We start from the raw sequence: 24,999 nt of genomic DNA, 5'->3' as shown, positions 1-24,999 counted from the left end.
TAAAGAAATCGCACTTTTCTGTTTCTTTCAATAAGCAGTCCGTTTATAATGGAGAAATGATTGTGGATGAGACCAAAACACATCAAAGGAAATGAATCGGAGGAGACGTTCGAATGAGTGAGAGAGAAGTAAATCAAGAAGTTGTTGACATTATTGTGATCGGCGGAGGTCCCGCAGGTATGTTTGCTTCTTTCTATGCAGGCATGCGCCAAGCTTCTGTTAAGGTTATTGAAAGTATGCCCCAGTTAGGTGGCCAACTTGCAGCCTTGTACCCAGAGAAATATATTTATGATGTTGCTGGCTTCCCTAAAGTAACGGCTCAAGAATTAGTCAATAACTTGTTAGCTCAGATGAAGCACTTCCCCATAGACGTTCGCTTAGAAGAGAAGGTTCATCAAGTCAACAAGAAAGAAGAACGTCTCTTCGAAGTAACCACAGATAAAGGCGTACATTATAGTCATGCGGTTATCATTACAGGGGGCGTAGGCGCTTTCGAGCCTCGTCGACTTGAATTGCCTGAAGCTGCACAATTCGAAAAGAAAAACCTTCATTACTTCGTTAGTGATTTGAACGCATTTGCCGGTCAAAAAGTGTTAATCAGCGGCGGCGGCGATTCCGCAGTGGATTGGGCTTTGATGCTTGAACCAATCGCAGAAAAAGTTACCCTTATCCATCGTCGTGATAAATTCCGCGCTCATGAGCATAGTGTTGAAAACTTAATAAATTCCAAAGTTCATGTTGTTACTCCTACAGAAATTACAAAACTGCACGGCAGCGACCGTATTGAGCAAGTCACTTTAAAAGATATTAAATCCGGTGAAGAAACCATTCATGATGTTGATGCAGTTATTATCAATTTCGGCTTCGTCTCTTCTTTGGGACCGATTTCCGAATGGGGATTGCAAATTGACAATGGTTCAATCGTCGTTGATTCACGAATGGAAACGAACATTCCGGGTATTTTCGCGGCTGGAGATATTACGACTTATCCTGGTAAGTTGAAACTGATTGCCGTTGGCTTCGGAGAAGCCCCAACAGCCATCAACAACGCCAAAGTATATATTGACCCAACAGCTAAACTTTCACCTGGTCACAGCAGTAACTTGAAATTTTAATCTTAACAAATAAAATGGGGTATTCTATACCTAATCTACGGATTAGGAGGAATACCCCTTTGTCTTATATATGTCCAGTATGTAATGGCCTTCAGGCGATAGATATGGCTTGTCCCGTTTGCGCACATCCAGTTGCGGATTGCGGCAAATTAGATGATTACCTTGGACCTTATTCCCCTTACAAGGAAATAGGCGCTTACTCGATGGTAGACGGGGCGCAGAATGAACCGTACCTGTGCATTCACCTTGTTAACTGCACCATATGCGCTCACAACTTTACCGTTCAATTGGATTAACGAAATCACTTTCCAGAGCCGGTTAATTCAGAGGAGCTTCGTCCTTCACATATACGCTTAGTTTCAAATCGCGTCTCTTTATTTCTGCAAGCAGTAGGTCGACAAAATCAGACTCTAATCTCAAATCTAGTGCTTTGTAGTAGGAGTCAATCAATGTTTCATCACTAATAAGTCTCACTTGATATCACCTTTATCCTAGAATTTGTAATTATATTATCATGCACGAAAAATTAGAACAAGCGTTCCGTTATCCACAGACAACTGTGTATATCTTGTGGGTAAAATGTTGATATGTATCATAGGCTGGCTATCTATATAGGGGATAATGTGCATAAAGTTATACACATGCTGGCAGCCAGGCTATCCGATAAAAAAAATTGATCAATTTTTGTTGGAATATTAATGCTCCGTTAACATTTCTTTAAGCTTGTTCACACAATTGAGAAATGAAATTAATCGCCATTTAATATTCGCGGCGTACACTATATCTATAACCAATAAACAAAGGAGTGTGAAACACGATGATCGTTTATGATATCGTAGTCAATGGAGAGATTAAAGAAACAATTAAACCTCGCAAAAATCGCTTAAAAGAGATTTATGCTTATATGCTCGAGCAGAGCAAACTAATGAAGGTTAAATACGGTGAGAACGTCAAAATTAAAGGCCGCATGGTGTATTAAGGGAATCCCCTCACCTGTGGCCTTTTTTTTCTTTGACTGCTCAGCAGCCAACTAAGCTAAACAATGCCTTTACGATGGAGGACCGTAAGCAGCCTATAGAAATCATGACTGCCCCCAGACGGCGTATCGATAAGGCCAGCTGAAGCTGCAGCGTCCACGGCCGCTTGAGCCCATTGTGGAATCGTATCAAGCGATGTCATCCTCTCTAATGCTGAAACCTGCTTCTGTAAGGCTTCAACTTGCTTCTGCAGCTCCTCCAGCATGTGAATAACCTCCTCGTCATATCGTTTTAATTGATATATCTGAATCATCCTGCTTAACTTGGTGGCATATGCTGGGTCTGTGGCATACCCGCTGCTCTGCAGCGCGGCTGCTTGGGAATCAGGATCGGCTGCCTGTCTTACACTTGAATAACGAGACGATTGGAAAAGCAAATCTTGATCCCGAAAGCCAGCCTCTATCGTCGGATAAGCGCGAAAATCACCCGGCACCTTATCGTAGCGAGCTCCATTCACAACTTCCCAGGTTGTCCTTGAGACCCAATCCCCGTTCCAGTAAGGGGTAAGCTTGCCGCTTCCCACTTTGTACCCAACTAAGTTGTTCCACGCATTCACATTGCCGCCCGTTTCGAGTATCGCTTGAGCAATTCGGACAGAAGGATAGATCGAGGAACCGTTCAGACGCAATTTAACCGCAATTGGCACTAGCAATTCAATAAACTGTTGTCTTGTCATCTATCACCCTCCCTTCTGATCTCTTCTACTATCTTATTCTCTAACTATTAAAAGCGTGTGCTTTTCCATTGGAAATCCGCCGAAAGGTCTGAATATAGCAAAAAAACCCAACCTGTATCATAGAAGATACAGATTAGGATTTTCAGTAGAAAATATGCCTTGTTAAGCTTTACGCTTCATCTCGTAGCTGTTAGCATCCTGCAGCATGAAGTCTCTCAGCTTCTGATCAGCCAAATCATGGCTCAACCGCATGATGTCCTCTATCTCCTGGATCGACAAAGGATGTGCTTCATCTGTTACCTGCTGCTTCGAGCAACTCAGGATTTCATATAACATGCCCAATGTGCTTCACCCATTCTTCCTCAACGAATTCATAATCGACAGCCAACATACCGCTGGTATGTAGCGTTGTAGGTAAAGGCAAGCCCGCCTCTTCTTCAATGAGGCCCTTGCAATTGAACCTGATTTTAAACGAGGAAAAACCGAGCGCCACAGCTTTATTTCTCAAAAATTCACGAACAGCATCAAGCAATTTCTCATATTGTTCCCGAGACTCCACTTCAAGTAAGAATAAATCGACAAGCAACACTAGTTCTCTCTGCACAGTTGTAATTTGCCCGACAGCCGCCCATGGCTCCAGATAACCTTGCTCTAACTGAAAACCATATAAATTATCAGATATACGAATCGCATTCCACATGTCTCATCAATCCCCCTTCGGTTCTATCATAAGTTCAGGACGAACTAAGCGATCAAACTGCTCTTCGGTCAATAGATTGCTTCTCAGAGCAGCTTCCTTTAACGTAATGCCTTCTTTGTGAGCGAGCTTAGCAACCGCAGCAGCGTTATCGTACCCGATATGCGGGTTTAGCGCTGTGACAAGCATAAGAGAACGTTCCAAATGTTCCCGGATAACAGTGAGATTCGGCTCAATTCCGACCGCGCAATGGGTATTAAATGAGTTGATGCTATCCGTGAGCAGTCGTGCGGATTGCAAGAAATTATAAATAATCACAGGCTTGAACACGTTCAACTCGAAATTACCTTGGCTAGCGGCAAAGCCAATCGTTGCGTCATTGCCCATAACCTGACAGACCACCATCGTCAGCGCTTCACTCTGTGTCGGGTTCACTTTACCCGGCATGATGGAACTGCCCGGCTCGTTCGCAGGAATGATCAACTCACCAATTCCACTGCGCGGCCCGCTGGATAGCCATCTAACATCGTTGGCAATCTTCATCAGATCGGCCGCCAATGCTTTGAAGGCCCCATGTACATACACAAGCTCGTCATGGCTCGTCAGCGCGTGGAACTTATTCGATGCGCTAATAAAGGAGGACCCTGTTAGCTTGCTAATCTCGTGGGCTACACGATCACCGAACTCAGGATGCGCGTTAATCCCCGTTCCGACCGCAGTCCCGCCGATAGCCAACTCTCTGAGCGATTTGGCACTCTGACGAATCATGGCTCCAGATTTATCTAACATGCGGACCCAACCGCTGATCTCCTGCCCTAGTGTTATTGGCGTTGCATCCTGTAAATGTGTTCGTCCAATTTTGATGATATCAGCGAAGCTTTCGCACTTCTCACGAAACGTGCGCTGGAGCTCTCCAATGGCTGGCAGCAATTCTTCTTCAACTGCAAGTAATGCAGCTACGTGCATCGCCGTAGGGAACGTATCATTGGAGCTCTGCGAACGATTCACATCATCGTTGGGATGAATGCGCAGATCGCTACCCTGCTTCTCCAACAGTTGGTTACCGCGATTGGCGATCACCTCATTCACGTTCATGTTCGACTGTGTGCCGCTGCCCGTCTGCCATACAACGAGCGGGAAATGCTCGTCCAGCTCTCCTCTAATAATTTCATCCGCAGCAGCTTCAATGGCCTGCGCTTTCTCCGGCAATAATTTGCCTAAATGATGATTAACCGTCGCCGCACTTTTTTTCAAAATGCCGAATGCTTTAATAAGCGCTATTGGCATTCTCTCGGCGCCGATCTGAAAATTAACGAAACTTCGTTGGGTCTGTGCAGCCCACAATTTATCAGCAGGTACTTGAACTTCCCCTAATGTATCTCTTTCAATGCGATAAGCCATCTTCAGCCTCCATCATCTTTTTCCAATTGAAGTATTTGCTTCCTCCTCTATAATAAATGAGAATGATTATCAATGTCAATTGAATAAATGACTATAGCTGCATAGAATTCCTTTTCGATTTGCCATGCTGGTTTTGGCTTACTGTACCAATAGCCTTGAATATCGTCGCAACCCAACTGTTGAAGCATCATTAGCTGATTCTCTGTCTCAACCCCTTCTGCAATGATCGTCAAGTGTAAGCTTTTCGCCAGCGCGATAACAGCTTTAACAATGTAATAATCTTCTTCGCGTTCGGTCATCTCACGAATAAAAGATCGGTCGATCTTCAGCTTGTCGATCGGATACTTTCGAAGATAGCTCAAAGAGCTATAGCCCGTGCCAAAATCGTCAATCGCGATCTGGATCCCAACTTGCTTAAGAGCGTCTAGCTTTTTTTGTACAAAATCAAATCGATACATCGCTATGCTCTCAGTGATTTCCAACTCCAAAAAATTCGGGTCCATGCCGGATTCTTTCAGAGCAGATACGATCATCTCTTGCAGCCCCTCATGTTGGAATTGGCTGGCTGAGAGATTAACCGCTATATGGACGGGAGGGTAGCCCTTCTTTTTCCAAGCCATGTGCTGGAGACAGGAAGAACGCAAAATCCACTCTCCTATTGAAATAATTAAACCTGTTTCTTCTGCTAGCGGGATAAAATCCACTGGCGAGATCATCCCTAATTCCGGATGCTTCCAACGAATCAACGCTTCCATACCAGAAAGCTGCCCGTTCTTAGCGCTTATTTGCGGCTGATAATGAATTTCCAACTCGCCCCGTTCCAATGCTTTCCTCAATTCACTTTCAAGCAGCATTTTATGATGAACATGTTCATTCAGTTCGGGCTTATAAAATTGAAAGTTGTTACGTCCCTTCTCTTTGGCACGATACATTGCCAAATCGGCATGGCGAATCATCGTTTCGGCATCGACACCATCCTGCGGATATAAGCTGATCCCAATACTCGGGGTGATATGTAGATCATGGCCCTCTAAAGAAAAAGCAGGTGTCAAACATTCGAAAATCCGTTGTGCCATTCCCGTAATTTGCCGTGCAGACGATCTACGAACAATAAATGTGAATTCGTCCCCGCCAAGACGGGATATCGTGTCCGTTTCATCCTGAAGAAGCAAGAGCCGTTCAGAAATGTTTTGCAGCAGCTTATCACCCACGGAATGCCCCAACGTATCGTTAATCCATTTAAAACGATCTAAATCCATAAAAATAACCGCAACTGTCGAAGCCTCTTCATCTGCAGCCTTGATCGCATCCTGCAAACGTTCCTGAAACATTCGACGGTTCGGTAAATTTGTTAAAGTATCATGATAAGCTAGATAATGGTTCATGATTTCGGTTCGCTTCCGATTCGATATGTCCTTAGCTATAGCATATACGCCTATGATTTGGCCGTTAACGACAATAGGTAATATTGTGACATGCAAATCTATGAGACTGTCGCTCCGATGGATAGCCTTCATTTCAAAGTTTTGCGGCTTTCCTTTGCAAGCAAGAAAGAATCTTTTCTGTGCCTTCACTAAATCATCAACCGCAATAAACTTCATGATGTTATGGCCTTGTATGCTTTCTGAAGAATGACCAGCCAGCTTCTCCAACGCGGGGTTCACTTTTAATACCGAGCCTCGGAGATCGATCCAGCACACGATATCAGGGTTATGCTCAAATAACGATTTGTATCGTTGTTCACTAACCTCTAGCCTCTGCTCAGCCCACTTACGCTTTGTAATATCATGCGATACGATAAGCGAACCAACTTGTCCATGGCCTTCCGTATAAATAGGACTTCCATTTACGAGTTGAATAGAGGCTTGGTTTTTTTTAACATAAATCCAAATCTCTTCATTATGAACCTGCTCACCCCGTAAAATCTTCTGGAGGGGCGCCTCCCCATTGGCAATAGGCGTCTGCCCATCTGCATGCAATAATTGTTGCTGATTGGAAAAAGCATGAACTAAGCCTGATTTATCGGCAGCTGAATTGTAATAAAGCAGAGTGCCTTCCTGGTCGTACACCGTTATACTTTCCTGCATATTGTCCAAAATGGCATTCATAATGAGGTTGGCAAACACCCCTCCTTCTTGTAAGAGAGGGTTCAATTCTTTATCCATATGTGACCACCTTAGATGTCGTTCCTGTTTGTCCCCCTATTATATTGATAATGATTCTCATTGTCAATATTTGCAAGATGCACGCCCACATTAGCTGTCGATAAACTAACCTATTTTCCTATTCACACCAGAAAAATAAACAAAAACCCTTTGAACTTGTGAAATTGAATCACACCTAAGTTCAAAAGGTTTTATTAAAAAAAATCTAAAAATAGCTAGTATGGAGCAAACACATTCTCAATCCTCACAAGGTTGAGCCAAGCCCTCTTCTTCCTTATGCTTGAACGACTGACCGCAACCACAGGAAGCAACAGCATTCGGGTTGTTAATGGAGAAGCCTCCGCCCATGCCCGCGTCTGTGTAGTCAATCTCAACGCCGTATAAATATTTGGAGCTATCTTCGTCCACAACGACCTTCAGGCCGTGAATGGTCAATATTTTATCGTCATCCTTCTGATCATCGTCGAAGCCCATACCGTAAGAAAAGCCGCTGCAACCTCCGGCCTTTACGCCTAGACGCAGAAACAAGTTTGGTGATTCTTCAGAAGCCAACAGCTCCTTGATTTTATCGCAAGCCGATTCACTAATCGTAATCATAAGGAAATCCCTCCTCAAAGTTCTCCGTATGGGAAAACTCCATCTTAAGTGCAAATAACACTTACTATTAGTATACCCCTAATCATCTCATAGCTCAAGGGCAGTCACATAGCCTTGCATTATTGCCTGCGGTTGATTTCATAAAATTGCAAAAGCAGCTGATCTAGCTGTCTGCTGCATTGCTGCACGGCAGGATGAAGAAATCCGTGAACATTGCCTAATAAAATCATCTTGCCACGCAACTGTTCAATCTCTATGTTCAATTGTTCCTGAGGTTCGGTCACAAATATAGGTAGCACGATTTAATCACCTTTTAGTCCTACGGAATCACATTGGAATAGTATACAGGAAATTGGCAATATTGGGAATATGTTTTACTAGATTCTGTCATCGATTTCTGGAATTGTGTCGAATGTCGATTTATCGTCGTGTATATATTGCCCCTCCCAACGCGTAGGTTTATAATAGGATGGATTGCTTGCGCGTTTTTTATCAAACAGGTGTGAATTCCTGAACCGAAATGGATCACTGGTACGCGAGCGACTCACACCACATGACGTATTCATTCCTTATTTTATCGAATTCGTCGATTTTTTGAGTTTAACTTAAACTTTTTCAACTTAAGGAGGAAGTAATCATGAGTTTTGTGATCACAGACCCAGACAAACGAATGGCTGAAATTGCCGATAAGGTTGAAAATGGTCAGCGTCTGTCTCTTGAGGATGGTCTGTTCTTGTATGAATCGAACGATTTGCTAACCATCGGTCAATTGGCGAACAAAGTAAATACGCGAATGAACGGAAACAAAGTTTATTTTGTGCAAAATATGAGTTTGTATTTTACTAACGTTTGTGAGGAGCACTGTGCCTTCTGTCATTTCCGCCGCGATGAGGGCGAAGAGGGTTCGTATACGCTCACTCCAAGTCAGATGCTAGAATATGTCGCTGAGAATTATCATCCGGAGATTCGTGAGTTTCATATCAGTCAGGGACACAATCCGCATTTGCCTTTCGAATATTACGTAGACTGCATCCGTCAGCTCAAACAAGCATACCCGGACGTTACGATTAAAGCTCATACCGCTGCTGAAATTGAATTTTTCTCTCGTATTAGCGGACTGAGCTTTCGAGATGTACTGAAAACACTCATGGACGCGGGTCTTTCTACTCTCCCAGGCGGAGGAGCGGAGATTCTGACGGAGCGTTACCGGTCTAAGATGAAAGTGGAAAAAGCATCGTCCGAAGAATGGCTGGACGTGCACCGGAGTGCCCATCAACTCGGTATGAAAACACATGCAACGATGTTGTATGGTTCCATCGAAACAATGGAAGAACGGATCCGCCATATGATACTACTGCGCGAATTGCAGGACGAGACAGGCGGTTTTCTTGTGTTCATCCCAAATTCAATTCAGCCAGCTAGCAAGAACGCTGGGCTCAAACGCCGGGTTCCGGCTTTCGATGAGTTGAAAACCATTGCGATCAGTCGCTTAATGTTGGATAATTTCCCACATATCAAGGCTTATTTCATTAACATCGGCACGAAGCTGACGCAATTGTCTTTCACCTTCGGCGCATCAGACGCTCACGGCACGATCATCAAAGAGAAGATCTCTCATGCAGCCGGGGCGCTCTCACCTGAAGGGTTAACTCGCGATGAGTTGGTCTGGTTGATCAATGGCGCAGGACGCACGCCTGTTGAACGAGACACTTTTTATAATGAAATTAAGGTTTATTAGTCATACTATATATAGAGATCAAGATCAGAAGGGATTTTGAGTGTAATGAAAAAGTTTGTCATTCTTGGAGGAGGTTATGGCGGTTTGACCATAGCCTTAAACATGCTGGAAAAGGATTTGCCTGAAGATACGATGCTAGTGCTAGTGGATCGGAGCCCTTTTCAAGGGTTAAAGACAGAGTACTATGCCTTGGCTTCAGGCACAATTGCTGAGACTCACATTCGTGTTGCTTACCCCGTTGACCCACGTTTAGAGCTTACGTATGGCGAGGTTACCGAGGTAGACCTGCCTAACAAGCAGATTTTATTTGCAGATAAAGAACCCCTTACTTACGATTGGTTAGCCATCGGTTTGGGCTGCGTGGATAGTTATCACGGTATTGTTGGAGCCGAAGAATATTCTCATAGCATACAAACGCTCTCCCAAACTCGTGCTACTTATCAACGTGTGAATGATATCGCACCTTACGGCCAAATTTCCATCATTGGAGGCGGCTTAAGTGGCGTCGAAATGGCCGCTGAACTGCGTGAAAGCCGCCCTGATTTGAATATCAGGCTGATTGACCGCGGCCCAAGCCTGCTTTCATCCTTTCCCAGCAACCTTCAGCAGTACGTGCGCGATTGGATGGTCGAACATCATATCGAGTTGCGTCCACAAGTCTCTCTTGTCCGTCTAGATGGAGGAGAGCTTTACAATCAAGAGGAGATTATCAAAACGGATGTCACCATCTGGACAGCGGGAATTCAGCCTACGCCTATCGTACAAGCATTGAATGTGCCCAAAGATAAACAAGGGCGCATCCTGCTCAATGAATTCCATCAAATTCCTGATTACCCGGAAGTCTATGTCGTTGGTGATTGCGCTTCACTGCCGTTCTCTCCAAGCGCACAAGCGGCTCAAGCACAAGGCAAGCAGATTGCCGAAGCTATGCAGTCTATCTGGAAGGGTGAAACCCCTCGCCTCGGTAAAATCAAGCTAAGAGGAACTCTGGGTTCCCTCGGCAAGAAAAGCGGCTTCGGCATCATGGGCAAACGCACGTTGATGACGGGCAAAATTGCTCGTGCCATTAAAAGTGGCGTGCTTTGGAAATCCAAACGCCACTTCGGATAGAATTTTTTAAAACTCAGTCGCCAAAAAGATCATACATAGCTTCAATTTCCTTGATTTTCTCAAGGATGCGCGCTAGAAGATGATCAGCGCTTTCGGCTGCTAGGATTTCACCATTTAATAACGCGAAGGGTTCCATATAGCACTGGCCGCAATTCCCGAGACAGCCGTATTCGATAACGTCAAAGTCGGGATTCTGCTCCAAGTTTTTCATTACTTTATCCGTTCCATGATGCATATTACTGGCACAAAATTCGATAATTGGTCTCATGATAAAAATTCCACCTTATGATCTATAGTTTCACGTTGAAAACCATTTTCATTTATTAAGTATTGTACTATAATAATAAAAGAAAGGAGATGAATCAAATGACTGAAAAAACGAAAGAAGTAATTTATGATGAAGTCCTTGAGGTTTTGGATAAACTCCGTCCTTTTCTACAACGCGATGGCGGTGACGTCGATCTTGTTGATGTGGAAGATGGTATCGTTAAGCTGAAACTTATGGGTGCCTGTGGCAGTTGCCCAAGCTCGACAATCACGCTTAAAGCTGGTATCGAGAGAGCGTTGGTTGAAGAAGTAGAAGGCATAATCGAGGTCGTTCAAGTATTCTAAGACGACTATATCATAAGAAGGAGCTTACCATGCGGTAAGCTCTTTTTGCTATACTTTTATATAGTTTGGCTATTATTACATACTAGGATTCTACTGAATACTCGTGTTTGCGTTGTTTAAGCACAGGTAAAGGTTGAATCGGGTCCAGACCGCCAGAAATATCCATAATATTTCCCGTTATGAAGTCTGATTCAGGCATGCATAAAAAGGCAATAACTCTGGCCACATCCTCGCCTGTGCCTGGCCGCCCTATCGGCGTTTCCCCATCTGCTTCCAGACGCGCCTCTTCTATCGTGCGTTCCTTATTCATGCCACGTATGTCGCCTGGGCAGATCATGTTAACCGTGATGCCATTACTGGCTTCTTCCTCAGCAAGCGTCTTGGTAAAAGAGACTAAACCAACCTTGGCAGCTGCATATACAGCACGATGTGTCCACCCTCTCGCTTCAGCTGCCTTCCCGAAGCCAAAGTGAATAATGCGCCCCCATCGTCTTTCTCTCATCATCGGCAGTACCAGATGATCAAGTTCCATAACACCTAGTAAATTACCGCGTGTTAAATACTCTATTTCATCAATCTGATAATCGGCAAAAAAACGCCTTTCTCTAAAAAAAGGACCGGCATTATTGACAAGAATATCAATCATTCCTAGCTTCGAGGTTGTCTCTTCCACCATTCGGATGATGTCCTCGCGCTTGGCTACATCGCCTTGAACAGCTATACTTCGCACACCGAGCTGCTCCAGCTGCCGTACAAGTTCGCTAGCTTCCTTTTCGCTGTTGACATAATTGACAGCCACATGACAGCCTTTATTCGCAAGCGTAATCGCGGTCATTTTCCCTAAACCTTTGGCACTGCCTGTAATCAGAACCGTTCGGTTTTTCAAATCCATGCTCCTTTTACCCCTTTGCGTTCTTCGCCGTAATATAACTAAAGGCTACTGTTAACGTTCGGCACGCCATGTCAAATCCCTGCTGCAAATCAGCAACATTCATCTTTACATTTTCAACGTGGATGCGTTCACCAGGTACAGGTTCTTTTTGCATCAGATCATCCAGCATTTCTGCATTAATATAGTGAATCTCCATATTACGTTGATTCCGAAGCCGATCGAGAGCAGATTTATAGTCCATTTTAAGATTATAGAGCTGAAGCTCAAGCGAGCTGTGAATGTGATGTTCATGCATTCGACGCAGTACGGTAAAGTAAGAAAAGCGCGACTTAACGGTTTCCGTTTTCATTTCAAACAGATCGTTCATGAACGTTCCTAGCTTATCCAAAATTGAAAACAAACGAATAAAAGCATTTTTATAAAAATAAACGAAGCGGTGATACGCTTCTATCTCAGCAGGATTCATTTCCTCCAGAAACGCTTTATTTATGTGCTGCGCGTAACGTTCGCAACAGTATTTGCTTTGCTCAAGCTCGTCGAGAGCATCAAGAAAGCCTTTGCTCCAGATGGCCAATCGATGCTGCTTCTTATATTCTGACGCGGGGTGGCTGCGGCCAGTCGCTTCCAATGATGCGATATATGCTCTCACTGCATGGCCTGCTTCCAGAAGGTGACCGCTATCCGTTCGCTTTGGTTCGTTAAACAGAAATCGCAACATGAGCGCACCCCCTTTTTTTGAAACATGGTTAATTACTGCTGGATAGTTGATCCACTTAGCGCAATGGCTTTTGTCGTTCGCGCGCGGTCTCGATGTACCCAATACATCGCACATAGAACGCCTATCCCCAGATGCATGGATAGAACGAAATCGATTGAATCCTCAAACGCGATATAAGGCTTACGTGTTCGTGAGCAATAATAGAAATAAGTATAGACCCACAGAATGCGAATCATACTTGCCATCAAGGCCAGATTGATTCCCCAAAGCATATAGACGGGAACAAATCCCTCTATGCGGATATAGCTTGCTTATGCCATCCGAACTCATGCAAAGTATTCCTTCCAACGTGTATCGACAAGTTCTACGATATCCTCCCGCGGGAAGAGTTCATCTGGATAACCTGGCTTCATCCGAGCATCAATAACGATCGGAAGTTCGTATGAAATATGATGACGGCTTACATTCGACTGGGCATACATATCCGTCGCTGGATTAAAGCGTGTAAACACCGTCCATAGGAATTTAGTTTGGTCATGGGCAATTGCGCTAGCGTCGTCAACTAGAATGACGAGTGGCCACTGCGTCAAACGGCTAGCCGCATTCGCAAGCAACCGCTGCGGCAGCTCCGGTTCAGCCGCATAGGCTGCGCCAGATACAAGCAGACAACCGCCGCAATAGACAGCAATATCCTGAATCTCAGGCAGCTCGCCTGCTGTGTAGGCTCTTGGTAATTCACGCACGGAATCACCGGTACCGAGCAGCACCGCTTTACTGCCGTGGTTGAGCTTGCCCCCTGTATAGTCAAGCGTATCATGCGATGTTTTATTGAAGATGAACAGATCACGCGCTGGGTCAAAACGTTCCAGTACGGTTTCAAGCAGTTGTGTAAAATTCGCCAACACAACGGGTTGGTCGGTCAGGACAAGGAACTTGGTCAGTGAGAGCTGGCCTTCGCCAAGTATACGGAACGCCGTTCCCAAAGCTTCACGGCTGTAGCTTTCGCGGACGACGGCAGCAGCAAGCGGGTGAAACCCGGTCTCTGCATACGTCCATAAGTCTTTTACCCCTGGCATGGCCATAGGAAACGCAGGCTCAAGCAGTCTTTGCAAAAACTCGCCAAGGAAGTAATCCTCTTGGCGAGGCTTGCCTACGATTGTCGCAGGATAAATCGCATCTTTTCGATGCCACACATGATTCACGTTGAAAACGGGGAAGTCATGGACAAGCGAATAGTAGCCAAAGTGGTCTCCGAATGGCCCTTCTGGGCGTTTGAGATGCGGAGGTACGGAACCGCAGATCGCGAACTCTGCCTCGGCGACGAGGCGATGCCCGCCATGGGGATTATCCACCATAGGGAGCTTCTTTCCAAGAATGAGCGATGCGAGCATAAGCTCAGGCAGGTGTTCGGGTACCGGCGCAATCGCCGAAGCGATGAGCGCGGGCGGGCCCCCGAGGAACACCGTGACAGGAAGCGCCTGATTGCGTTTCTCGGCTTCGTGGTAGTGGAAGCCTCCGCCTTTATGTATTTGCCAATGCATGCCGGTTGTGTTGTCATCATACACTTGCATGCGGTACATGCCTAGATTATGGTGACCCCCATCCGGATGCTCCGTGTACACGAGAGGCAATGTGACGAATGGACCGCCGTCTTCCTGCCAGCTCGTTAGAACTGGCAGTCCTGCAAGTGGGTTTTCTTGCTTTAAGCCCCCGAGAATAGGGGCTTGACTTGGTTGGATTCGCTTTGTTCCGACCTTCAGCAGATCGAGAATAAGCTCACGCTCACCCCAAAGCGCTTTAGGCGTAGGCGGGAGCAGTGTGCTTGTCGCATTGACAACCGCTTTCATGAATAGCTCCGGCTTCGGACCGAAGGCCAGATCCACGCGGCGGGTCGTTCCAAACAAGTTCGAGACAACGGGAAACGAGCTGCCTTTAACGTTCGTGAACAGCAGTGCAGGACCTTGCTCATCAATGACACGTCTGTGAATTTCCGCAAGCTCCAAATTCGGATCAACTGGAGCCGATATTTCAATCACCTGATTTTCCTTACGTAGGATTTCAAGAAAATCTCTTAAATTCGTTGGTACCATCTACGTTCCACCTCTGCTAAAAAGAATAAGGGTCTAAATAAGGAAATAGCCTTCTGCTAGAAGGCTCTCCTATCCGCTGTGCACTTCTTCGCCAACCGCGCTTAGGGAGCTGACACGGCACGAAGGGCATTAGGCTTTGCGGTCATATAACGTTAGTATGCATAAATAACATAAGAATCCAAACATGCAAGCAACAATCATGGCATGAATCATTGCTGTAAATAAATAGGCCACTTCATTTCCCATCGACCAGGTCACAATCGCCCCGCTAACAATTTGAACAAGAACAAGAATGAGCGACCACTTGCTTCCAAAAACCAATTTGTCTGAAGCGTTATATTGACGTTTGGCCTGCAAATAGAGCAGCAAAATGAAGAAAAACAACAGTAAGGCAGCTATACGGTGCGCAAATACAATGCCTGTTGCTCCAGTCAATTCAGGAATGACTTCCCCATTGCATAGAGGCCAGCCCGAACATCCCCCCGAGGAAACCGTGTGACGAACGAAGGCGCCTAGATACACAACTACGTAACTGTACACCGCTGTCCCCCATACCAGTACCTTGAAACCCGTGCGAATCTGACGATCCGAATGCTGATACTGCCCCCATGGTGTAAAGGTGATTGCAAGAAGCAGCGCAAAAGCGAAAGCAAGTAATGAAAGTCCAAAGTGAAGCGCCAGCACGAGTGAGGATTGTGGCCATACAACCGCCAACGCGCCCATTGCTGCTTGAATAAGTGTCATAACAACGGTTCCTGTAACGAACCATTTGGCATCTTTGCGTTTTACATAACGAAACACAAGAAAAAACGTGGCAATAAGAATGATCGTTACAATGCCCACGACTAATCGATGACTGTATTCGATAAAGGAGGAAATCGTGTGTGCTGGCACAAATTTACCGTTACACAGCGGCCACTCATCTCCACAGCCTCTGCCCGCGTCAGCCTTTGTCACGAGCGCACCCATTGCCAGGATAAGAAACATCCCGAAAGCCGAAAGATTTGCTAATCTTGGTATCCATTTTTGCATGTTTGCACCTACTTTTATGTCATGACTTCTGTATCAATTTGTCGAAATGGTTCTTTCCGTTTCAATTATAGCCGTAAATGGGGGGCAAATCCATTCGCAAATGTTACAAAGCTCCGAAACCGCAACTAACCTGGCGAAGAACGAAAAAGTGGCCCCAAAGGAGCCACTTTTTCGCAACAATTTTGCCACTTATTGAGCAAGTGCGCCGGACACTTCGATAGCCCTGTCCAGGAATTGCTCGATTTCTTCTTTCGTCTTGCGCAGCTTACTTACGAAGCGCACCAGTTCTTTGCCTTCACGGAAAGCAATGAAGCTGGGAATGCCCAGAATATTCAATTGTTCGCACAGATCTGGCACTTCATCACGGTCCAGTTCAATGAATGTAAGGCGGTCTTTATACTCTTTTTCCAAATCCGGCATAAAAGGCTCGATATAATGACAATCTTTACACCATGTCGCTTTGAACACCGCTACAGTCATTAGCGATTGTGAAATTTGCTCTTCAAACTCTTTTTCATTCGATACTTTGCGCATGTCTAACACCTCACTGCTAGGGAATTTATTCACTTATAGCATGCCCGAAATAAGGTGTCAAGGTTTGTAAAAGAAAAACCTATGTTCCCTCAACCTATTTACAGTAAAAGTAAAAAGTGATATCATATGAATATCAAAACAATATACATGAATGGAGTGTTGGTTTTATGAAGGAAACGAAAGCTTGGTCAATAAACGGATTTCTTGGTTTGTTTTTATTTATTATAGGTGCTGGACTAGGCGCTTTTCTGCTCACTCAGGAACTCATTGTTCCCGGTGTTATTCTAATCGTGCTTGGTTTCGTGTTTATTTCAGTCATAACAGCTGTTCAACCAAATGAAGCTTCTGTTATTACTTTTTTCGGCAGCTACTTAGGTACGATTCGGAAAAGTGGTCTTTGGTTAATCGTTCCTTTTTCCAGCCGCCGGAAAATATCCCTTCGCATCCGTAATTTTAACAGTGTAAAACTGAAAGTTAATGATGTGGAAGGCAATCCGATTGAAATTGCAGCTGTTGTCGTTTTTAAAGTTGTCGACACGTATAAAGCGCTGTTTGACGTGGATAGTTACGAAAAATTCGTTGAGATTCAAAGCGAGACCGCTTTACGTCACGTTGCAAGCAAATACCCGTATGACCGCTATGAGGGGGAAGGGTACTCCCTGCGAGGCAATGCCGATGAAGTAGCCTCCGAGCTCAGCATTGAGCTGCAGCATCGACTCGCTGTTGCTGGGGTTGAGGTGATTGAATCTCGCCTCACCCATCTCGCGTACTCAACGGAGATTGCCAGCTCCATGCTCCAACGTCAGCAAGCATCGGCTATATTGGCTGCCCGTCAGACCATAGTTGAAGGTGCTGTCGGCATGGTGCAAATGGCTATTGCCAAGCTTGAAGCTGAGGGCCTTCAGTTGGATGAAGAAAAGAAAGCGGCGATGATTAACAATCTGCTTGTTGCGATTGTATCTGACCGCTCAGCGAGCCCGGTCATCAATACCGGTACGCTGTACTAACGGGACTCTTACTATGGCACCAAAGAAAAACTTTCCCCTGCGACTTGATCCCAAGCTCTATGAAGCACTGGAGCAATGGGCTGGGGATGAATTCCGCAGCGTAAATGGTCATATCGAGTATTTGCTTCGGGAATCGCTTCAACGCGCTGGTCGGCTGCCTAAGGCTGTTTTAACAGGCAGTACACCCGAAACGCCCCCATCTGAAGGATCTGAAGGACTTGAATCTCCCAAACACTCCGATTCATCAGATTGATTAATAAGCCATGCAAATAAACATCTCTACAGATTAATCCTCTGTGAGATGTTTTTTCGTTTGTGGATGTACAGCCATAAAAAGCTTCCTCCTCACATACCTGTAAGTGAATAAGCAAACACTAGTTGGAAACGAGGATTTAACAAATCTGGAAACAGGAGGGGCCAAGGGATGACTAACGTCAAAACCAGGGGAACAGGAAGCTTCCGACGTATCCTCGGTAAAATAGGTCAGCTTCCACATGCATTGCTCCAGCTATTTAAACACCAGTCTGCCTCACTCGTCGATTTTACAAAAGTAACCGATTCATTCAAACCGATACCTCTACCAGCTGAAACCATTCGGCGATTGGAGCAAAGCTGGATTCAGCAGCTTCAGCTGCAGCAAGTGGGGATCGCAAGTTCTCCACTCACTTCAGAAGAAAAGCTGCTCCTACAGCAGATTCAAGAAAAAACAAAACGTGAGAATCGGAACAACGTTACGCGCACCAAAGCTTACTGGTCTTCCTACCTAGTAAATCCAGAGCTGCATTGGGCATTACTAGCTCATATGGTTTCACGTAATGGTGGTTGGTGCATGACCGATCTTCAAGGAGACATGCTGCCCCACTTGATGAACGAGGAGCAAAAGGAGCATGTATTTGCTTTTCTAGAACGAGCCAACGGTCTTATTTTCAAGGATGCCTACTCTCAGCTTCTCCTTTATGCAGAAAGTAAGAAAAGAAAGCGAAGCTTGTTTCATTTGCTGCCTTTTCTTGGTGTTTCCGCTTGGATGGAGCCGGTATGGCTTGATTTTTGGACACAGCGGGAGTCGGCTGCGCTCACGATTTCACTTATTATAAATGAGCAAAATTATATAGAGAAACGCATTGTGCAGAATCATCACTACCAAACGAGCGTCCTGCATACGCCGCTTTTCAAAACGCAAGCCTGGCTTCAGCTTAACCAAGTCTGCTTTCCCTTTGGCTCATCTTCTGTTGCTCCCACAGATCCTAACCATGACATGGCATCCCCTTCTCTGCCTCTTGCCGGGCTTATTCTAGAAAACTTCGCAGATTTAACCGAGCGGATCGCGTTTGGAAAAAGCTTATATGCCATTTTATTTGGCATTCCGGCTGTTTTTCAAGGGGTGGTAAGCTTCGCAGAAGCCACTCCTCATACGGGGTCCCGCTCAGACTATTGGCCGCATCTGTATGCGCCCATACGAAAAGCCCCTCCTGAGGTAAAGTATCAGGAGAGGCTTCATGGTTGTGTATTGAAGAAAGACGCTGCCCCGTTCTATAGCCCTCCGCTCGATCAGGCCTGGCCTGATCGAAACTTGGCCTCTGTAGAGCCCGGGGACTGGTTCGTTGATGTTAAGAAACCACTGCTGCATATGCGGCCGATCGCCGTGCCGATCCCCTTCGACCTAACGAACGAAGCCTGCGTCGCGTTAAATAAAATCGAACTCGGCATTCTCGCCTTACAGACAATTAAGCTTCCTTAAGAGCGACCCAGCAATCGGCCTGCTTTGGCAATTAGCTTCTGCAGCGGCGCCGGGAAGTTCTTGACGTCTTCCTTCGTTACGACACGAGTTAGCATCAACATCAAAGGATATAACGCAGCTGTGAAACCACAAACGAGCACAGCATTGACACCTTCATTAAGACGATACCAAGCAAATGGATGTACGTAGGCGTGCGTAAGCCTTTCAACGGTTAGACCAAGTACGATAATAACGATAACAGAACAGAGAAGTCCGATGAATCGGCGTCCTAGTATCGTGAATTCCACTTCTTTACGTAATACGCGCAAATTTAGCCATGACATGACAAGGAAACAAAGGCCAGTTGCAGCGATAATACCGTAAATGCCAAACCATTGGCTTAGCAGGAAGCTTCCCGCTAGCTTAACTGCTATCCCTACAGCCACATGAACCATTAAGGGCTTCATGCGCCCCATTCCCATGAGAACAGCACCGGAGGTCTGCATGATAATTTGAAACATCGCACCTAGCGTAAGCAGAGCGATCATGTTAGGTCCATGGCTTAAGCCATAGGCTGAATCCTCATGTCCGAACAAGAAGAAGTCCAACGGGCGAGCTGCGATACTGATTGTCAGGACTGCAGGAAGCCCGGATAAAATAGCCAACTGAAGCACTCTCGTGGTCTGAGTGCCCACCTGCTTCAAATCCTTGCGAGAATAAGCGGCGGAAATGATCGGAACGACAGATTGGCTCAGCGCGATCGCGAGAATGATCGGGATGCCCGCCAATGACTGTGCTCGTCCACCGATAATACCGACAAGTCCTTTCGCTTCCAAAGCGCCAATACTTCCTTCTAATAATCGAATGATAATGGATGTATCAATAGCATAGACGAGTGTCACCGCCACGGAGAAGACAACAATAGGAATCGAAAGTTTCAGAAGACTTTTATAAATATCTTTATAGCTTGTCAGCACAGGAGCGGTGTCCCCTGTCCCAGTAGCTGCTGTTTCCTCTGTGACTGCCCGTGAAACTCTTTCACTAGCTGACAGCGCGTCCTTACGTTTAAGCTTTAAGGCATAAACAACCATGATCGCAAGCGCGGCAGCTCCGCCAATAACGCCTCCGAAGGATGCTCCGGCAACCCCCCAGCCCAAGCTGATGTTTAACAAGAAATAAGCCAAAGCAATGGAAGTAATGAGCCTGAATACTTGTTCTACCACTTGCGAGATCCCATTAGGCATCATATTGCGTCTACCTTGGAAATACCCCCGCATGATGGCAATGAGCGGGAACAATAACATCGCAGGAGCAATTGCTCGTGTAGCTAATGTAGCGTCTGGCCCCCCATGCGAAATCGTTTCCGCATAGAGCGGAGCAAATACATAGAGCAGTGATGTCATCACGACACCAGCCACGACTGCGAACCAAATCGAGGCGCGATAGATGCGTTCGGCTTCCTCATGTCGGCCAAGGGCATATTTTTCCGACACCATTTTACTTAATGCGCTTGGTATACCGGCTGTTGCTACTACGAGTAATATGGAATATAAGTTAAATGCAATCGTATAGCTTCCCATTCCTTCTTCATGGAGCAATTGCACCAGCGGAATTCGCTGAAAAACGCCGAGAAACCGCGCTATAAGCGCGGCCACGGTTAGAATGAGGGTTCCTTTTACCAGAGAATCTTTCGTTTCTTTCGTCAACGTCCGTTCCTTCTCTCTTCTTACACTTTAATCTGTTCCAATGGCTTGTGATTGCCGTAATAATGGCGAACCCCATGGATAGGCGCAGCCCATTTGACGCCGTTGGAAATTACTTTGAGCACATTTTTGTTATAGTAGGTTGGGTGGGTTTCATGACCGGGCCGGAAATAAAATACTTTCCCATTCCCACGATGATAGGTGCAGCCACTGCGAAATACTTCCCCGCCTTCGAACCAAGAAACAAAGATCAATTCGTCAGGAGCCGGTATGTCGAAGTGCTCGCCATACATTTCTTCATGCTCCAGTTCAAAATACTGATCTAATCCTTCAGCAATTGGATGGGCAGGATCAACGACCCAAATCCGTTCCTTCTCGTTTGCTTCCCGCCACTTTAAATCGCATGAGGTGCCCATCAGCTTCTTGAAAATTTTGGAGAAGTGACCCGAATGCAGCACAATGATACCCATCCCCTGCCACACTCTCATCTGTACACGATCCACGATTTCATCAGCGACTTTGTCATGGCCCATGTGCCCCCACCAAATAAGGACATCTGTTTGATCGAGCACCTCTTGCGTTAGTCCATGTTCAGGCTGATCCAGTGTAGCGGTACGAACTTCGAACTCAGAGCTGGCAATACCCTCGGCAATAGCAACATGAATCCCCTTAGGATAAATCTCTTGCACCTCTTTGTGTGTTTGTTCATGCAGATTTTCATTCCATACCGTAACACGTATCATAGCGAGAGCCTCCTTGTAGGTTGCTTACTAGGCTTGCCTTTAACGGTAACTTCTTTTTAGTGATAAAAGACCCAGATGAAGAAGAGGATGATCATAAGCAGCTGCAGCACGATTTTGACCACTAGACTGGAGAAAAATCCAAGTACGGAACCAATTCCGGCGCTGAACGCCTTTTTCCACTCCGTACCGATAATCAGTTCGCCAATCACAGCGCCCAAAAATGGGCCGATAATCAAGCCGAAAGCCGGAATAACGAAAGGGCCAATAATTAAGCCAATCGTGCTTCCAATTACAGATGCTTTGGAGCCTCCAAACTTTTTCACCCCTAGCGCGCTTACTGCGTAATCTGCCACGATAATAATGAGAACAATTATCGATTGGATGAGCCAAAACCAGATACCAAATGGTTCAAAACTAACCAGCCAACCATATAGGAAAAAAGCTCCGTAAATTGCCAATACACCCGGCAGCACAGGATAAACGGCACCAATCATACCTACCACAAATAATAGGATAACCAAAACCCAGCCTAAAACAACCATGTTCAGCATCTCCCTCCAAACATACAGATATGAATACTACGGTGTTAACAAATAGTCATGAATGACCTTAGCCACCGCATGCTCTTCGTTGGTAAGCGTTGTGAGGTCAGCAACTCGTTTAACTTCCTCTTGTGCATTTCCCATAGCGACTCCTAAGCCCGCAGCTCGAATCATCGAGATATCGTTCTCGCTATCACCCATAGCAATAACTTCGGACATCGTGATGTTAAGAAGCTGACACACGGCTTCCACTCCGCTTGCTTTGCTTACGCCCCGTGGATTCAACTCGATGTTGCACGGATGCGAATTCGTTATTTCAAGAATGCCCCAACCTGCTACCGTTGTTCGAATCAACGCCAGTTTTTCGAGATTTTCGGTGTAGTAGCCGAATTTCAACCAATTTAGATGATCAATGTCCATAGACTCGCTCTCACGGTTGAAAATACCTTCCACAGCGTAGGCCCACCACCACGAGTCATGCTCCAACGCTAACGCGTGCAAACGATGTACCGTTTCCGCTTCAAGCAGCGTACGGCTAAGCAGCTTGTCTGGCGATTCCCACACCTCGCTGCCGTTCACGGCAACGATGGGGGTGCAAAGCCCTAGCTCCTTCACGTAAGGCATAGCGCTCTGCACACCGCGTCCTGTGGACATAATAACCGTCTTTCCTGCTTTCAGCGCGGCAAGAATCGCTTCGCGATTCTCTTCAGAGATTCGTTTTTCCTCGTTCAATAGGGTCCCGTCCATGTCCAGTGCAATCAATTTAAATGAGCTCGAATCCATGGATTCCATCCCCTGTCTCTCCTTAGTATGCTGCGAGAATTTTCTTCGGCAGCTCTTCCATAAACGTCACATGCCATAGGGCGAATACATAGATCGTCCAGATCCGACGGGCATAATCACCTTGCCCATTACGATGCTTCTGCAGCATTCGTTCAACCGCAGCGGTATTAATGTAATCTTCAATCCCGCTTGACTTGATTTGTTCCACAAGCATGTCCCCCATCGGGCCCTGCATCCATTCACGCAGAGGCACAGGAAAGCCAAGCTTAGGACGATTCAAGATGAAGTCAGGAATGATCCCTTCCATCGCCTTACGGAAAATATACTTCGTCGTGCCGTTTGCGATCCGGTATTTCGCCGGAATTCGACGAGCAACGTCGAATAGCTTGGTGTCCAAGAAAGGGACACGTAATTCTAACGAATGGGCCATCGTCATCTTGTCCGCTTTCATCAAAATATCGCCAGGCATCCATAGATTCATATCAATATACTGCATCCGACTGACGGGATCGAGATGTCTTGTCTTGTTATAGTAATCGCTCGCGATTTGCAGCGGATTTTTGTAAGCGCGCAGCATCTCGCTATCGAGACGCAGCACCTCAGCCTTCATATCCTCGGAGAAGATTTTGGCGTTTCCGATGAAACGCTCCTCAAGCGGCGTCGTACCTCGCAGCAGGTAGTTGCGCCCTTTCATTCCGCTTGGCAGCATTCTTGCGAAGCTGTTCAGCATGCGCTGGACCGAGAGCGGCAGCCGCGAAATGGGGCCGAGTGACATTGGCTCGCGATAGATCCGATAGCCGCCGAACAACTCGTCCGCACCTTCGCCGGACAACACCACTGTCACGTGCTCGCGTGCGAGCTGCGCGACATGATAAAGCGCAATGGCTGAAGGATCGGCGACCGGCTCATCCTGATGCCAGATCGCCTTCGGCATCGTATCGAAGAAATCATTGCGGGTGATGATTTTGTCATAATGCTCGGTGCCTAGCGCTGCCGCCGTTTGCGCCGCAATCGGCGTTTCGTTGTTGGCTCCTTCGAAGCCAACAGAGAACGTGCGGATCGGTTCGATGTTGCGCATGTGCGTGGCAATCGCCGTAGAATCGATGCCGCTGGACAAGAAGCAACCGCGTTCCACATCACTAACCATATGATGCTCTACCGAATCTTTCAATGTTTCGCGAATTTGTTCGACGTACTCGTCGAATGGACGTTCTTCCGGTTCAAACATCGGGTCCCAATACTTATGTATGGACATCTCACCATCAAAGCTCACTTTCACATAATGAGCGGGAGGCAGCTTATAAATGCCGTGAAACATCGTATTCGGTTCAGGCACATATTGAAAGGATAAGTAGTTCAGCAAGCTGTCCGTATGGATTAACCGGTTCATACCATCCGCAGCCAACAGACTCTTGATTTCTGAGCCGAACAAGAACTGGCGGTCATTGACATGATAATAAAACGGCTTAATGCCGAAATGGTCTCTCGCTCCGAACAGCTGCTTTTTCTTTTTGTCCCAAATCACGAAGCCGAACATCCCTCGTAAATATTTGACGCATTCCTCTCCGTACTCCTCGTAGAGATGTACAATCACTTCCGTATCGCTATGCGTGCGGAAGTGATGCCCACGATCTTGGAGCATTCCGCGTAAAGATTTATAGTTATAAATTTCGCCATTAAAAATGATCCAAACCGAATCATCTTCATTCGCTAAGGGCTGATGCCCTTCTTGGATGTCGATAATCGACAACCTACGGAAACCGAGACCAATTCGATTATCTGTCCAGAAGCCGGAATCATTCGGTCCTCGGTGATGAATGACATTCGTCATTTGTTCTAACATCGCAATTGTTGGTTCTCTATCTTCAAAATACATAACACCCGTAATACCACACATGGTGAAACTCACTCCTCCGCGCCATCATCAATCTATCAGTTGGACTTTCGATACATTAGTATACCATATCAGATGTCCATACTGGAAATGCGATGCATACGAGGATTCAACCGATTCCTATAGAAAAATAAAGGTAATGATGAGTCTTCTCAGCGATGCTGATAGGCGAATTCTTTTCATAACGCGCTCACCG

At 46.0% G+C, this 24,999-nt stretch carries 29 protein-coding genes; 9 read left to right on the top strand and 20 right to left on the bottom strand.

The window, feature by feature from the left end; all coding sequences use genetic code 11:
• The first annotated feature begins 113 nt into the window (after nucleotides 1-113).
• Both GK047_RS21030 and GK047_RS21025 read left to right on the top strand, forming a co-directional pair.
• Complete coding sequence (locus GK047_RS21030; protein ID WP_163951368.1) at nucleotides 114-1,115, top strand: NAD(P)/FAD-dependent oxidoreductase; 1,002 nt, start codon at nucleotides 114-116, stop codon at nucleotides 1,113-1,115.
• Between the two features lie 59 nt (nucleotides 1,116-1,174).
• Nucleotides 1,175-1,411, top strand: coding sequence for a hypothetical protein (locus GK047_RS21025; protein WP_163951365.1), 237 nt, complete (start codon nucleotides 1,175-1,177; stop codon nucleotides 1,409-1,411).
• Between the two features lie 22 nt (nucleotides 1,412-1,433).
• Here GK047_RS21025 and sda read toward each other — a convergent pair whose 3' ends face one another.
• Nucleotides 1,434-1,589: a sporulation histidine kinase inhibitor Sda gene (sda, locus tag GK047_RS21020; RefSeq protein ID WP_163951362.1), complete on the bottom strand. Its 156-nt coding sequence runs from the start codon at nucleotides 1,587-1,589 to the stop codon at nucleotides 1,434-1,436.
• Nucleotides 1,590-1,932: 343 nt separating this feature from the next.
• Here sda and GK047_RS21015 point away from each other — a divergent pair, with 343 nt between their 5' ends.
• A complete protein-coding gene (locus GK047_RS21015) occupies nucleotides 1,933-2,094 on the top strand; it encodes a mechanosensitive ion channel protein MscL (RefSeq protein WP_163951359.1) in 162 nt (53 codons plus the stop codon).
• Between the two features lie 56 nt (nucleotides 2,095-2,150).
• On the opposite strand, the gene GK047_RS21010 is transcribed toward GK047_RS21015, so the two are convergent.
• From GK047_RS21010 to GK047_RS20980, 7 genes are all read right to left on the bottom strand, one after another.
• On the bottom strand, nucleotides 2,151-2,828 hold the full coding sequence (locus tag GK047_RS21010) for a glycoside hydrolase family 73 protein (protein WP_163951354.1): 678 nt from the start codon (nucleotides 2,826-2,828) through the stop codon (nucleotides 2,151-2,153).
• Nucleotides 2,829-2,990: 162 nt separating this feature from the next.
• A complete protein-coding gene (locus GK047_RS21005; protein ID WP_163951352.1) occupies nucleotides 2,991-3,164 on the bottom strand; it encodes a hypothetical protein in 174 nt (57 codons plus the stop codon).
• Nucleotides 3,154-3,528: a hypothetical protein gene (locus GK047_RS21000; RefSeq protein WP_163951348.1), complete on the bottom strand. Its 375-nt coding sequence runs from the start codon at nucleotides 3,526-3,528 to the stop codon at nucleotides 3,154-3,156. The genes GK047_RS21005 and GK047_RS21000 overlap by 11 nt, the downstream gene beginning before the upstream one ends.
• Nucleotides 3,529-3,534: 6 nt before the next feature.
• On the bottom strand, nucleotides 3,535-4,926 hold the full coding sequence (fumC, locus tag GK047_RS20995) for a class II fumarate hydratase (RefSeq protein WP_163951346.1): 1,392 nt from the start codon (nucleotides 4,924-4,926) through the stop codon (nucleotides 3,535-3,537).
• Between the two features lie 47 nt (nucleotides 4,927-4,973).
• Nucleotides 4,974-7,091, bottom strand: a complete 2,118-nt coding sequence (locus GK047_RS20990) for a sensor domain-containing protein (RefSeq protein WP_163951343.1) — start codon at nucleotides 7,089-7,091, stop codon at nucleotides 4,974-4,976.
• 237 nt (nucleotides 7,092-7,328) lie between these two features.
• Complete coding sequence (locus GK047_RS20985) at nucleotides 7,329-7,688, bottom strand: HesB/IscA family protein (protein ID WP_163951340.1); 360 nt, start codon at nucleotides 7,686-7,688, stop codon at nucleotides 7,329-7,331.
• Nucleotides 7,689-7,807: 119 nt separating this feature from the next.
• Nucleotides 7,808-7,987: a Spo0E family sporulation regulatory protein-aspartic acid phosphatase gene (locus GK047_RS20980; RefSeq protein ID WP_346010369.1), complete on the bottom strand. Its 180-nt coding sequence runs from the start codon at nucleotides 7,985-7,987 to the stop codon at nucleotides 7,808-7,810.
• Nucleotides 7,988-8,325: 338 nt separating this feature from the next.
• Here GK047_RS20980 and mqnE point away from each other — a divergent pair, with 338 nt between their 5' ends.
• The gene (gene mqnE / locus GK047_RS20975) at nucleotides 8,326-9,426 is read left to right on the top strand and encodes an aminofutalosine synthase MqnE (protein ID WP_163951336.1); all 1,101 of its coding nucleotides are present in this window, start codon (nucleotides 8,326-8,328) and stop codon (nucleotides 9,424-9,426) included.
• Between the two features lie 45 nt (nucleotides 9,427-9,471).
• The gene (locus GK047_RS20970) at nucleotides 9,472-10,536 is read left to right on the top strand and encodes an NAD(P)/FAD-dependent oxidoreductase (protein WP_163951333.1); all 1,065 of its coding nucleotides are present in this window, start codon (nucleotides 9,472-9,474) and stop codon (nucleotides 10,534-10,536) included.
• A gap of 13 nt (nucleotides 10,537-10,549) precedes the next feature.
• On the opposite strand, the gene GK047_RS20965 is transcribed toward GK047_RS20970, so the two are convergent.
• Entirely contained in the window at nucleotides 10,550-10,804 is a 255-nt protein-coding gene (locus GK047_RS20965) for a YuzB family protein (RefSeq protein WP_163951330.1), read from the bottom strand.
• Nucleotides 10,805-10,902: 98 nt separating this feature from the next.
• Between GK047_RS20965 and GK047_RS20960 the strand changes: the two genes are divergently transcribed.
• A complete protein-coding gene (locus GK047_RS20960; RefSeq protein ID WP_163951327.1) occupies nucleotides 10,903-11,148 on the top strand; it encodes a NifU family protein in 246 nt (81 codons plus the stop codon).
• An 82-nt stretch (nucleotides 11,149-11,230) separates the two neighbouring features.
• On the opposite strand, the gene GK047_RS20955 is transcribed toward GK047_RS20960, so the two are convergent.
• The 6 genes from GK047_RS20955 to GK047_RS20930 form a co-directional block, all read right to left on the bottom strand.
• Complete coding sequence (locus GK047_RS20955) at nucleotides 11,231-12,040, bottom strand: SDR family oxidoreductase (RefSeq protein ID WP_163951325.1); 810 nt, start codon at nucleotides 12,038-12,040, stop codon at nucleotides 11,231-11,233.
• Between the two features lie 7 nt (nucleotides 12,041-12,047).
• On the bottom strand, nucleotides 12,048-12,758 hold the full coding sequence (locus GK047_RS20950; protein ID WP_163951322.1) for a Cthe_2314 family HEPN domain-containing protein: 711 nt from the start codon (nucleotides 12,756-12,758) through the stop codon (nucleotides 12,048-12,050).
• A 32-nt stretch (nucleotides 12,759-12,790) separates the two neighbouring features.
• The gene (locus GK047_RS20945; protein WP_163951319.1) at nucleotides 12,791-13,030 is read right to left on the bottom strand and encodes a hypothetical protein; all 240 of its coding nucleotides are present in this window, start codon (nucleotides 13,028-13,030) and stop codon (nucleotides 12,791-12,793) included.
• 54 nt (nucleotides 13,031-13,084) lie between these two features.
• A complete protein-coding gene (locus GK047_RS20940; protein WP_163951316.1) occupies nucleotides 13,085-14,848 on the bottom strand; it encodes a UbiD family decarboxylase in 1,764 nt (587 codons plus the stop codon).
• A gap of 129 nt (nucleotides 14,849-14,977) precedes the next feature.
• Nucleotides 14,978-15,880, bottom strand: a complete 903-nt coding sequence (locus tag GK047_RS20935) for a COX15/CtaA family protein (protein ID WP_163951311.1) — start codon at nucleotides 15,878-15,880, stop codon at nucleotides 14,978-14,980.
• Between the two features lie 189 nt (nucleotides 15,881-16,069).
• On the bottom strand, nucleotides 16,070-16,414 hold the full coding sequence (locus GK047_RS20930; protein ID WP_163951309.1) for a thioredoxin family protein: 345 nt from the start codon (nucleotides 16,412-16,414) through the stop codon (nucleotides 16,070-16,072).
• Nucleotides 16,415-16,581: 167 nt separating this feature from the next.
• On the opposite strand from GK047_RS20930, the gene GK047_RS20925 reads away from it, so the two are divergent.
• From GK047_RS20925 to GK047_RS20915, 3 genes are all read left to right on the top strand, one after another.
• Nucleotides 16,582-17,421 (top strand): SPFH domain-containing protein, encoded by an 840-nt coding sequence (locus tag GK047_RS20925; RefSeq protein ID WP_163951307.1) that lies wholly within the window; start codon nucleotides 16,582-16,584, stop codon nucleotides 17,419-17,421.
• A 13-nt stretch (nucleotides 17,422-17,434) separates the two neighbouring features.
• Entirely contained in the window at nucleotides 17,435-17,674 is a 240-nt protein-coding gene (locus GK047_RS20920; protein WP_163951303.1) for a type II toxin-antitoxin system antitoxin, read from the top strand.
• A gap of 171 nt (nucleotides 17,675-17,845) precedes the next feature.
• A complete protein-coding gene (locus tag GK047_RS20915) occupies nucleotides 17,846-19,159 on the top strand; it encodes a DUF2515 family protein (protein ID WP_163951300.1) in 1,314 nt (437 codons plus the stop codon).
• Here GK047_RS20915 and GK047_RS20910 read toward each other — a convergent pair.
• Genes GK047_RS20910 through asnB form a run of 5 tightly spaced genes read right to left on the bottom strand, consistent with a single transcriptional unit; the run spans nucleotide 19,156 to nucleotide 24,806 of the window.
• A complete protein-coding gene (locus tag GK047_RS20910) occupies nucleotides 19,156-20,844 on the bottom strand; it encodes a putative polysaccharide biosynthesis protein (protein ID WP_163951297.1) in 1,689 nt (562 codons plus the stop codon). The two genes, GK047_RS20915 and GK047_RS20910, sit on opposite strands and share 4 nt — an antisense overlap.
• A gap of 20 nt (nucleotides 20,845-20,864) precedes the next feature.
• Entirely contained in the window at nucleotides 20,865-21,584 is a 720-nt protein-coding gene (locus GK047_RS20905) for a ThuA domain-containing protein (RefSeq protein ID WP_163951294.1), read from the bottom strand.
• Nucleotides 21,585-21,640: 56 nt separating this feature from the next.
• Complete coding sequence (locus tag GK047_RS20900) at nucleotides 21,641-22,126, bottom strand: DUF456 domain-containing protein (RefSeq protein WP_163951291.1); 486 nt, start codon at nucleotides 22,124-22,126, stop codon at nucleotides 21,641-21,643.
• A gap of 36 nt (nucleotides 22,127-22,162) precedes the next feature.
• Nucleotides 22,163-22,918: a Cof-type HAD-IIB family hydrolase gene (locus GK047_RS20895; protein ID WP_163951289.1), complete on the bottom strand. Its 756-nt coding sequence runs from the start codon at nucleotides 22,916-22,918 to the stop codon at nucleotides 22,163-22,165.
• 13 nt (nucleotides 22,919-22,931) lie between these two features.
• Nucleotides 22,932-24,806, bottom strand: coding sequence for an asparagine synthase (glutamine-hydrolyzing) (asnB, locus tag GK047_RS20890; RefSeq protein WP_163951286.1), 1,875 nt, complete (start codon nucleotides 24,804-24,806; stop codon nucleotides 22,932-22,934).
• Nucleotides 24,807-24,999: the final 193 nt, after the last annotated feature.

The organism is Paenibacillus sp. SYP-B3998, from assembly GCF_010820665.1.
In the GTDB taxonomy this organism is placed as follows: Bacteria; Bacillota; Bacilli; order Paenibacillales; family NBRC-103111; genus Paenibacillus_E.
Note: the sequence above shows the minus strand (reverse complement) of the source record. Positions and strands in the feature narration are given on the sequence as shown.